Annotated in this window: 10 protein-coding genes; 4 read left to right on the top strand and 6 right to left on the bottom strand. The window is 62.2% G+C overall.

Going from position 1 to position 9728, the window contains the following annotated elements:
* Together AMM33_RS16370 and AMM33_RS16365 are read right to left on the bottom strand one after the other, a co-directional pair.
* The coding region (locus AMM33_RS16370; protein ID WP_194945509.1) for a transposase at positions 1 to 324 on the bottom strand (324 nt) is incomplete at its 3' end.
* Between the two features lie 353 nt (positions 325 to 677).
* On the bottom strand, positions 678 to 983 hold the full coding sequence (locus AMM33_RS16365; RefSeq protein ID WP_090142360.1) for an integrase core domain-containing protein: 306 nt from the start codon (positions 981 to 983) through the stop codon (positions 678 to 680).
* Between the two features lie 148 nt (positions 984 to 1131).
* On the opposite strand from AMM33_RS16365, the gene AMM33_RS16360 reads away from it, so the two are divergent.
* Together AMM33_RS16360 and AMM33_RS22745 are read left to right on the top strand one after the other, a co-directional pair.
* A complete protein-coding gene (locus tag AMM33_RS16360; protein WP_090142359.1) occupies positions 1132 to 1962 on the top strand; it encodes an Rpn family recombination-promoting nuclease/putative transposase in 831 nt (276 codons plus the stop codon).
* Positions 1963 to 1965: 3 nt separating this feature from the next.
* On the top strand, positions 1966 to 2106 hold the full coding sequence (locus AMM33_RS22745; protein WP_090142370.1) for a hemagglutinin repeat-containing protein: 141 nt from the start codon (positions 1966 to 1968) through the stop codon (positions 2104 to 2106).
* 191 nt (positions 2107 to 2297) lie between these two features.
* On the opposite strand, the gene AMM33_RS16350 is transcribed toward AMM33_RS22745, so the two are convergent.
* From AMM33_RS16350 to AMM33_RS16335, 4 genes are all read right to left on the bottom strand, one after another.
* Complete coding sequence (locus AMM33_RS16350; RefSeq protein WP_090142358.1) at positions 2298 to 3881, bottom strand: ArnT family glycosyltransferase; 1584 nt, start codon at positions 3879 to 3881, stop codon at positions 2298 to 2300.
* Positions 3878 to 4708 (bottom strand): ChbG/HpnK family deacetylase, encoded by an 831-nt coding sequence (locus tag AMM33_RS16345; protein WP_090142357.1) that lies wholly within the window; start codon positions 4706 to 4708, stop codon positions 3878 to 3880. Before AMM33_RS16345 ends, AMM33_RS16350 begins: the two co-directional genes overlap by 4 nt.
* Complete coding sequence (locus AMM33_RS16340) at positions 4708 to 5673, bottom strand: LysR family transcriptional regulator (protein ID WP_090142356.1); 966 nt, start codon at positions 5671 to 5673, stop codon at positions 4708 to 4710. The genes AMM33_RS16345 and AMM33_RS16340 overlap by 1 nt, the downstream gene beginning before the upstream one ends.
* Positions 5674 to 5802: 129 nt before the next feature.
* Complete coding sequence (locus tag AMM33_RS16335; protein ID WP_090142355.1) at positions 5803 to 6729, bottom strand: hydroxymethylglutaryl-CoA lyase; 927 nt, start codon at positions 6727 to 6729, stop codon at positions 5803 to 5805.
* Between the two features lie 209 nt (positions 6730 to 6938).
* Here AMM33_RS16335 and AMM33_RS16330 point away from each other — a divergent pair, with 209 nt between their 5' ends.
* Both AMM33_RS16330 and AMM33_RS16325 read left to right on the top strand, forming a co-directional pair.
* On the top strand, positions 6939 to 9170 hold the full coding sequence (locus AMM33_RS16330; protein WP_090142354.1) for a malate synthase G: 2232 nt from the start codon (positions 6939 to 6941) through the stop codon (positions 9168 to 9170).
* A 202-nt stretch (positions 9171 to 9372) separates the two neighbouring features.
* Complete coding sequence (locus tag AMM33_RS16325) at positions 9373 to 9636, top strand: hypothetical protein (protein ID WP_228768189.1); 264 nt, start codon at positions 9373 to 9375, stop codon at positions 9634 to 9636.
* The last annotated feature ends 92 nt before the right edge of the window (positions 9637 to 9728 follow it).

Genomic DNA, 9728 nt, shown 5'->3' with positions numbered 1-9728 from the left:
GGCGGGCACATCTTGGGGGTCTGCCAGCGCGGTGGTGCAGTTCAAGCGCCACTTGACCAAATCAACCGGATACACACCGTGCTCGCGGCACCAGGCGCTCTTAGCGGCCTCGTTCATCGCAGCTGTAGTGATCACGGCCTCAAGCCGGGCACCCGCAGACCAGGGCCGAGCTCGGGCAGGTCTGGTTTGTGCTTCTTCGCGCCAACGCTCCAGGGTTGCCTCGCTCACGCCCATCTCGCGCGAGACCACCTGCAGCGGTGCGCTCTCCGGTGGCAGCAACTTGGCTACCGCTTTGTCTCTGAATGCTTGTCCATATCGAGCCATTTTGTTCTTTCATCGCCGCCCCCAGGTTCTAGGTTCTATCGAGGCGACAACTAGTCTGACACAAGGGGCGAGCAAAGCGCCATCCGCGCAGGCGACGGCGGCTTCCAAGTCAACGTGCAAGGCAAAACCACCCTCACGGTGTCATGTCCAAGTGTCCGCAACACGTTTGGCGTTGAGTTTCAACCCTTTTTTCAAATATCAGCCTCTCGGGTCTGGTTTTGATGGGGTTGCGGCACTTTTCTATTTTGCGCTGTGCCTGTTTTTTGTGCAAAAGCCGACACGCACGCAGGCATTGCCCCTGGCCGATTCGGACAGTGTTGTTAGAGCTGATTTGAAGTCTTGTTTGGGGCTATCTACTTCCTGATCCAGTAGCCGCGCCTCAAGCCTGCCAAGGCTTGCACTGGCGTCACTTCCTTGATCGGCATTGGCCGGATGTCCTTTGGCCTGAGCCCTGCAAAGTGTTCAATCGGTTTGAGCCTGTGTAGGTTCTGATGGGGCCTGACGTGGTTGTAGAAAACTCTGAATTCATCGAGTGCGTTTTGCAGTGCACCGCCACTTGGAATAACCAGTTGCCTGAGCAGCGGCTTGAGCGTGCCGAACAAGCGCTCGATCCTGCCGTTTTGCCAGGGGGCGTGTTTCTGGATGGTTTGGTGCTGCATGCCAACAGGGCGACCCCATGTTGTCGTCTCCACCACTCAATGACCCATAGATGTTTGCGGTAAAACTTGACCATTACGAACAACACAAAGACGCGCACGCCCTCTCCTTCCCGGATAATCCCGTTTCATCCTTCAAGGAGAAACCCTCATGGCCAGCCGCTACCTAGACCCCAAGATCGATTTGGCCTTCAAGCGCGTGTTTGGCCAGCATGCGGACTTGCTCAAAAGCTTCTTGAACGCCGTGCTGCCCCTGCCCGACGATGGTCTGATTGAAAGCCTGGAGTACCTCACTCCTGAGCAAGTGCCAGAGTTGCCTGGCCTGTTCAAGAACTCCATCGTCGATGTCAAATGCCAAGACACCCGGGGGCGCATTTTCATTGTGGAGATGCAGATGCTCTGGAGCACCAGCTTTGAGCAGCGCATCGTGTTTTCGGCCAGCAACGCCTATGTCAAGCAGCTGCGCAGCGGGCAGGACTACGCCAGCTTGAAGCCCGTTTACGCCCTGGCCCTGACCAACCAGGTGTTTGACTTTGAGACCGACAACTACCACCACCACTACAAAATTGTCAGCCTGCAAGACAGCCTGCGAGTGCTTAAGGGGCTGGAGTTTGTGTTCATCGAGCTGCCCAAATTCAAACCCAGAAGCCAGACCGACCGGCGCATGCAAGTGAAATGGCTGCGTTTTTTGAGTGAAGTGGGCCGCAATGACCAAGCCGTGCAAGACCTGGCCGAAGACCCGGAAATTCGCAGCGCCATGGATTTGGTGGAGGTCGGTGCTTTCACGCCGGAGGAGCTTGAGGCCTACCACATCCACATGGACAAACTGCGCTTAGAGGCCACCGTGATCAAAGACGCCAAGGCGGAGGGCAAGGCGGAGGGCATTCAAGAAGTGGCCCGCAACCTCAAATCACAAGGCCTGCCTTTGGCTGTCATTGCCCAGGCCACGGGCCTGGGGGTGGGCGACATCAAAGATCTTTGACCCATCGGCGGCCAAAATACGCGCTCAGCGCTTGGCTGCAACAGCACCACCTACACCAACAGCCAGGTGGTGGGCAACACGGTCAACATCCAAAGCGGCGGCGACACCAACCTCAAGGGCGCAGTGGTCAAGGGTGAGCACTGAAGTGGACCCCACAGTCAGGACAGACTTGGTGTCAGTCTATTGATTTGGCCCTATGAAGTTTTCAATACTCAAAGATGTTGTAGGTGGCGGTCGAAGACGCCGACATGGGCCTGTGCCGAAACCCATCATGTCGGACTCTGCGAGTACCGACCTACGAAATTCAAACGTTAGCGTGCCGGATCAATAGGCCTTCACTGCTGGCGCTGTTGCTGGCCATGGTGATCGCGGCAGGACAGACCTTTGTGTTCAGCCGCTTGTGGGCCTTCCGCCGCTGAAGGCTTGGCGCTTTGTTGCCAGAGGCTCCAGGCGCGGCCTTGGTAAACCTTTTGCCAGCGGCTCAGATCGCCCAGTTGGCTGGCGTCGTTGGGGGTGACGAGCCAGCGCGCATCGGCGCCTGGCTGCAGCAGGGCTTCTCGGCCTTGCAGCACTTGGGCGGCTTGGGCATCAAAGTCTGCGCCTTCAAACAGTTCACGCTGCCAGTTGTCGCCCGCGTTTTGCCGGGCGGCGGCCCAGTCGTCGACAACCACCAACGGTGTTTTCAGGTTGGCTTCAAACGGCAGGTCGTAGGGGTAGCCGCCCGCCACGGTCACGCGGTCGCGGGTGTCCATGCGGCAGGCCAGCTCGTGCGCCACGTCGCGGCTGCTGTGGCGCAGGCTGTACTGTCCTGCGAAGTGGGTGAACGCAGCCCCCAGCGCCAGGTTGACGGCGCACAGCAGGCCAAACACCTTGGTGGCATGGGTTTTTGGGGCGAAGTATTGTTCCCAGGCCAGCGCGGCCAACAAGCTGAGCGGAGGCATGACGGGCAGGATGTAACCCACCAGCTTGGACTTGGGCAGGCTGAAAAACAGCGTGATGGCGATCAGCCAGACCCACAGCAAGGCGGTCCCGGCCGATGCCGGTTTCAGCACCGCCAGCTTGTGGCGCAGCAGCCCGGATGCGCCTTGCCAGACCACCAAAAAGGCCCAGGGAAAGAGCAGGGCCAGCAAGATCACCGGGTAGAACCACAGGGGCCATTGGTTGTTGAAGGTGCTGCCGGTGTAGCGGCCAAAGTGCTGGCCGATGATCAGGTAATCAAACAGGCCCGGGAATTTTTGCTGGCCCAGCACAAACCACGGCAGGGCGATGAGGGAGAACAACAGCGCACCGCTCAGCCAGGGCATGCGCAGCGCACGCGGCCACTGGCGTGTGAGGGTGACCCAGACCACCATCACCAGACCGGGCAGGGCCAGGCCAATCAGGCCCTTGCTCAGCACGCCCAGGGCGCAAGCTGCAAAGCCCCCCAGTGCCCAGCCCCGGTGAGGGCGTTCGCCCGGGTGTTGCATGGCGGCGGCCAGGCACCAGATGGCGATGCTGATCCAGGCGCCCACCAGCATATCGTGGTTGATGTATTGACCGCCCACCAGAAAAGCCAGACTGGAGCCCAGCATCCACACGCTGCGCCGCGCCGTGCGTTCACCGGCGATGTGGCGCGCGCCCCAGTACAAGCCCAGCAGCATGAGCCCGGCGTGCAGGGCGGGCACCAGGCGGGCGCTCCAGGCATGCACCCCCGCAGCCCACAGGCTGATGGCCTGCAGCCAATGCAGCAAGGGTGGTTTGTGAAAAAACGGGATGCCGTCCAGCCGAGGGGCCAGCCAGTCGCCCGAGACCAGCATCCAGCGGCCCACGTCGCCATAGCGTCCTTCGTCAGGCAAGGCCAGTGGTCGCAGCGTGGCCAGGCCCAGCAAGATCAGCCACAGGCCCAGAAGGCTGAGCCAGGATTTTCGGGTGTCGCTCATGCGGTGGCGAGGGACCAGGCTTGCTGGCCGCGTGCCAGTTGCAGGCCGTGGCGCTGCATCAGCGTGGGCAAGAGGGGGCTTTCAAGTTCTTGCAGCTCTTGCGTGCGGGCGTGGGCAATCGGGTCGTCGGTGTCATCACTGCTCAGACCCGGGTGGCACATCATCACCACGCCCGGGTGGGCGGCGGCGTCTTGCAGCCAATCCGCCAGGCGCAGGCCATAGGCGCTGGCATCGCCATCAAAGCTGTAAATGCCGCTCAGCCACTGCGAATGCGGCAAACCGGCTTGGCGTGCCAGGCGCTGCAAGGCTTGCGCACCCATGGCGCCGATCACCCAGGCCTTGATATCGCTGCGCGGCGTCAGTGGCCGCGAAATCCTGATCCAGGGCCGAGGCCCTGAGAGGTAGCGCCGGGTCAGCACTTCCACCAGCGCCTCGCGGATGACAGGGAACTGCTGCACATGCTGGTGCCCATCCACATGGTCGGGCGGGGCTTGCCAATGCGACTCAAACAGGTCGAGCTGGCGTTCCATCACGTCGCGGGCTTGCTGGCGGTCCAGTTGTCGCAGCTGAGTTTGCAGCATCAGGCGCCCCAGTGGGCGGCCGTGGCCTGCGGCGATGGCAAAGGGGCTGGTCCAGTCCAGGTGCAGGCCCACATCCAGTTGATGGCGCAGAGGGCGCAGCAAGGCGACATCGGTGGGCCAGGCGGGGGCCAGCGTCATGGCGCTGGTGGCGCTCAGGCGTCGTTGCGCGGCCAGTTGCGCGATGCCTTGCGACACCGCTGGGTTCATGCCGAAATCGTCGGCGCAGATCACAAGGTGGGCGCTCATCAGGGGGCTGATTCTAAAGGGGGCGAAGTGGCCGCTGAGGTGGCCGTCGAACTCGGCCAAAAGCTGGGCAAGCCATAGTGGTGCTTGAGAAAGTCGATCCACAGCCGCACCCGCAGGGGCAGGTGTTTGCGCTGCGGAAAGACCACATAAATGCCATTGGGCGGGGCGGCAAACTGCTCCAGCACGGCTACCAGCCGTCCGGCCTGGATTTCGGACTCCACCTCCCAGGTGCTGCGCCAGGCAATGCCATAGCCCGCCAGGCACCAGTCGTGCAGTACCTGACCGTCCGAGCAGTCGAGCGGACCACCCGGGCGCAGGTGGATCACCTCGTGGCCCTGTTCACTGGGTACCTGAAAGGCCCAGCCCCGGGTTTGCGAGGCGTCACTCGACAAGGTCAGGCAGTCGTGGTGCAGCAGATCGGCCGGTTGCTGGGGCGTGCCGCGCTGGGCCAGATAGCCGGGGGTGGCCACGCACAAGCGCCTGTTGTCGGCCATGCGCACGCTGACCAGTGACGAATCGGGTAAATCGCCCACGCGCACGGCGCAGTCAAAGCCTTCGGCGGCCAGGTCCACCACACGGTCGCTCAGGTTGAGCGAAATTGTCACGTCCGGATGCTGCTGGCGAAAGCGCGGCACCAGCGGCGCCACATGGCGGCGTCCAAAGCCAGCCGGGGCGGTGATGCGCAAATGGCCGCTGGCCTTGACGCCCCCCGCCGACACGCTGGCCTCGGCGTTGGCCACGTCCGACAGCAGGCGCTGGCAGTCCTCCAGAAAGGCGCTGCCCTCGTGCGTGAGGGTGATGCGCCGCGTGGTGCGCACAAGCAACTTGACGCCCAGGTGCTCTTCGAGCGCATCGAGCCTGCGCCCAATGATGGCCGGCGCCACCCCTTCACCCCTAGCGGCGGCGGTCAGGCTGCCTTTGGTGGCGACCGAAACAAAGGTGTCAAAGGCTTTGAGCTTGTCCATGCCCGGTGATTATGCGGGTGCCGCAGGGCATGCCTGATTCGTCGGCGGCTTCAGCCCTGACATGGGGCCTGTGCCGAAGCGGGCAATGTCGCAGCTGAAGCTGCCGTCCTACAAAACACGCCCATCCCTTCAGCTTCGCCAGCCTTTGGGCAGCCCCGCCTCGGGCGTCATGCCATACAGCGGCTCTCCGGGCAGCCCGGCTTGGAGCGGCTCTCGGGCGGCCATCAGCCGGGGCAGATCGACCCCTGTGGACACGCCCATGGCTTCGAACATGAACACCAGGTCTTCGGTGACCACATTGCCCGAAGCACCCGGCGCATAAGGGCAGCCACCCAAACCGCCGAGCGAGCTGTCGAAGGTGCGCACGCCTGCCTCGTAAGCGGCCAGGCAGTTGGCCAGGCCCAGGCCCCGGGTGTTGTGCATGTGGGCCGCGCCCGTCAAGGCGCCCACTTCGCTGAACAGCGCCTTGAACAAGCGCGAGACCTGCGCCGGGTTGCCCATGCCGGTGGTGTCCGACAGGCCAATTTCGTCCACGCCCGCCTGCGCCAGTTGCACCGCCAGCCGCAGCACATCGCCCTCTGGCACAGGGCCCTGCAAAGTACAGCCAAAGGCTGTGGACATGCCCACCTCAATCGGCACGCCGGGCGCGATCTCGTCGCGCAGGCGCAAGACGGCCCGCACTTCTTCGACCATGGCCTCGGGCGTCTTGCGCACATTGGCCATGGAGTGCGCGGGGCTGGCCGACACGGGCAAGGTGAGCTTTTGCGCCCCGGCCTGCAGCGCCGCTTGGGCACCGCGCAAGTTGGGCACCAGCGCCATGATCCGCACGCCGCTGTGGCGCAGGGCATGTTGCACCACCTGCGCGGCATCGGCCATTTGCGGCAAGAGTTGGGCGGGGACAAACGAGGCGACTTCAATCTCGCGCAAGCCCGCCGCTGCCAGCGCGTCGATCCAGCGCAGCTTGTCGGCGGTGGGCATGGTGGTCTTGACCGACTGCAGGCCATCGCGCGGGCCAACTTCGCTGATCATGATTTCTGGGCTGGGGAGACGTGTCATGCCTGAATTAAACCGCAGTGGGCAGCGGAGTTGGGCATTGCAGGATGGGCATGCATTTGTGCATAAAAGTCATGGGTCTATGAAGATCTGGCGGGTTTATCAGCGTCTAAATTTAGAATAGAGTGTTTGATCTCATGGCCCACATCGCAACTGGGTTGCTTTGAGCAGAGGCCATCCCCCATTTTTTTGACTTGACCCCAGAGGTTTTCATGACTGCACGCACCGCGATTCACAACCTGCAAGTGGCCAACCCGCTGCTGAATTTCATCAACGACCAGATGCTGCCCGCCACGGGCGTGGACCCAGACAAGTTCTGGAAAGGCTTCAACGACATCGTGGCCGACTTGGCCCCGAAAAACATCGCCTTGCTGGCCGAGCGTGACCGCATCCAGACCGCCATGGACGAGTGGCACACCGCCAACCCCGGTCCTGTGGCCGAAGGCAAGGCCATGAAGGCTTACCGCAAATACCTCGCCCAAATCGGCTACTTGGTGCCCGAGCCCAAAAACGCCCAAGCCACCACCGCCAACGTAGACGCAGAGCTGGCCAAGCTCGCTGGCCCTCAGTTGGTCGTGCCAATCCTGAACGCCCGCTACGCCCTGAACGCGGCCAACGCCCGTTGGGGTTCTTTGTATGACGCGCTGTACGGCACCGATGCGATCAGCGAAGCTGACGGCTGCGAAAAAGGCTCGGGCTACAACCCCAAGCGCGGCGCCAAAGTCATCGACTACTGCCGCAACGTGCTCGACCGCACAGCACCCCTGAAGACCGGCTCGCATGTGGGCAGCAAGGGCTACGCCGTGAAAGCGGGCAAGCTGGTCGTGACCCTGGCCAACGGCAAGAACACGACCTTGGCAGACGCCAAGCAGTTCGTGGGCTACACAGGTGACGCCAAGGCCCCGGCCTCCGTGCTGTTCGTGCACAACGGCATCCACCTCGACCTGCAAATCAACAAGTCCACGCCGATTGGCAAGACCGACCCGGCTGGTGTGTCCGACCTGATCGCTGAAAGCGCTTTGTCCACCATCCTCGACCTCGAAGACTCGGTCGCCGCGGTGGACGCCGACGACAAAGTGCTGGCCTATGCCAACTGGCTGGGCATCTTGCAAGGCACCTTGAGCGAAGAAGTGCAAAAGGGCGGCAAGACCTTCACCCGCACCATGAACGGTGACCGCGAGTACACCAAGCCCACAGGCAAAGGCACCGTCAAACTGCACGGCCGCTCGCTCATGTTTGTGCGCAACGTCGGTCACCTGATGACCAACCCCGCCATCCTCTACAAAGCCGCCGACGGCACCATGAAAGAGATCCCTGAAGGCATCCTGGACGCGATGGTCACCGTGACCTGCGCCTTGGTGGACTTGCAGAAAAAGTCATCGCACCCCCTGCGCAACAGCCGCACCGGCAGCGTTTACATCGTCAAGCCCAAAATGCACGGTCCCGCCGAAGTCGCTTTTGCCGACGAGTTGTTTGGCCGCGTTGAAAAAGTCATCGGCATGAAGCCTTCCACCGTCAAGCTGGGCATCATGGACGAAGAGCGCCGCACCAGCGCCAACCTCAAAGCCTGTATCGCTGCCGCCAAGAGCCGCGTGGCCTTCATCAACACGGGCTTCCTGGACCGCACGGGCGACGAGATGCACACCTGCATGCTGGCTGGCCCCGTGATGCGCAAGGGCGACATCAAGAACAGCGTCTGGCTGGCTGCCTACGAGAAGAACAACGTCAACGTGGGCCTGGCCTGCGGCCTGCGTGGTCGCGCCCAGATCGGCAAAGGCATGTGGGCGATGCCCGACCTGATGGCCGACATGCTCAAGGCCAAGATCGGCCACCCCATGGCTGGTGCCAACACCGCTTGGGTGCCCAGCCCCACCGCTGCCACGCTGCACGCTATGCACTACCACCAGGTGGATGTGCCCGCCCTGCAAAAGCAGATGGAAAAGGCCGTCGCCAAGCAAGACCCTAAGCAACTGCGCGAAGATACGCTCAACGCTTTGTTGCAGTTCCCTGTGGTCGCCAAAGACGCCGCCAACTGGTCTGAAGAAGACAAGCAAAAGGAACTCGATAACAATGCCCAAGGCATTTTGGGTTATGTGGTGCGCTGGGTTGATCAGGGCGTGGGCTGCTCCAAGGTGCCCGACATCAACGGCGTGGGCCTGATGGAAGACCGCGCCACGCTGCGCATCAGCAGCCAGCACATGGCCAACTGGATGCAGCACGGTGTGGTGACCGAAAAGCAAGTCAAGCAAACCATGGAGCGCATGGCCGCCGTGGTGGATGCGCAAAACGCGGGCGACGCGGCGTACCAGCCCATGGCCGGTAACTTTGCCAAGTCGGCGGCTTACAAAGCGGCTTGCGACCTGGTCTTCAAAGGCAAGGCGCAGCCCAGCGGCTATACCGAGCCGTTGCTGCACGCCTGGCGCTTGAAGGTCAAGGCGGCCTGATTTCGGGCAGGTCTGGCACTTGAAAAAACGGCTCCTTCGGAGCCGTTTTTTTGACATGTGTCGCCACCGCGCTATTGCACTTGCCGTTTTGTAGGAGCCCACCCCGTGGGCGATGGCTTGAGTGCGTGTGCCACACCCATCGGCCACGGGGTGGGCTCCCACGAAGATGCAGAATGTATAAATCCGAGAGGCCTCATCGTCCATGCCTGAAAATAAGGGTTTTCAGGAGGGCGCGATGCGCTGGATAGACCGGATTCCGATGTTGTGGCTGGCGGGCATTGCCGTTTATTTGGCGGGGGCCCCGTTTGTGCCCGAGCCGCATTTGGTGGAGAAGTGGCGCATGCTCCTGCAAGGCAGCCTGAGCAAACCCATCGATATCTTTGATCTCCTCTTGCACACCGTCCCCATGGTGGTGCTGGCCATTCGACTGTGGCGTGACGCGCAGCGCCGCCGGGACAAGCGCTGAGTGGCGATTGTGCAAGGCGCATCAGGGCGTGGCAACGCATGCTTTTCATTCGCCGACGGTCAGTGTCGGCACTTTGAATATGAGGGTGTTGC

The sequence above is a fragment of the Limnohabitans sp. DM1 genome (genome assembly GCF_001269385.1).
Lineage (GTDB): Bacteria > Pseudomonadota > Gammaproteobacteria > Burkholderiales > Burkholderiaceae_C > Limnohabitans_A.
The sequence above is the reverse complement of the archived record's forward strand: the minus strand, read 5'-3'. Positions and strand labels throughout refer to the sequence as shown.

What these genes read in the sequence shown, in the direction of transcription:
- AMM33_RS16365 (WP_090142360.1), bottom strand. Translation starts at nt 983, where the DNA reads ATGCAGCACCAAACCATCCAGAAACACGCCCCCTGGCAAAACGGCAGG.
- AMM33_RS16330 (WP_090142354.1), top strand. Translation starts at nt 6,939, where the DNA reads ATGACTGCACGCACCGCGATTCACAACCTGCAAGTGGCCAACCCGCTG.
- AMM33_RS16350 (WP_090142358.1), bottom strand. Translation starts at nt 3,881, where the DNA reads ATGAGCGACACCCGAAAATCCTGGCTCAGCCTTCTGGGCCTGTGGCTG.
- AMM33_RS16325 (WP_228768189.1), top strand. Translation starts at nt 9,373, where the DNA reads ATGCCTGAAAATAAGGGTTTTCAGGAGGGCGCGATGCGCTGGATAGAC.
- AMM33_RS16345 (WP_090142357.1), bottom strand. Translation starts at nt 4,708, where the DNA reads ATGAGCGCCCACCTTGTGATCTGCGCCGACGATTTCGGCATGAACCCA.
- AMM33_RS16335 (WP_090142355.1), bottom strand. Translation starts at nt 6,729, where the DNA reads ATGACACGTCTCCCCAGCCCAGAAATCATGATCAGCGAAGTTGGCCCG.
- AMM33_RS16340 (WP_090142356.1), bottom strand. Translation starts at nt 5,673, where the DNA reads ATGGACAAGCTCAAAGCCTTTGACACCTTTGTTTCGGTCGCCACCAAA.
- AMM33_RS16360 (WP_090142359.1), top strand. Translation starts at nt 1,132, where the DNA reads ATGGCCAGCCGCTACCTAGACCCCAAGATCGATTTGGCCTTCAAGCGC.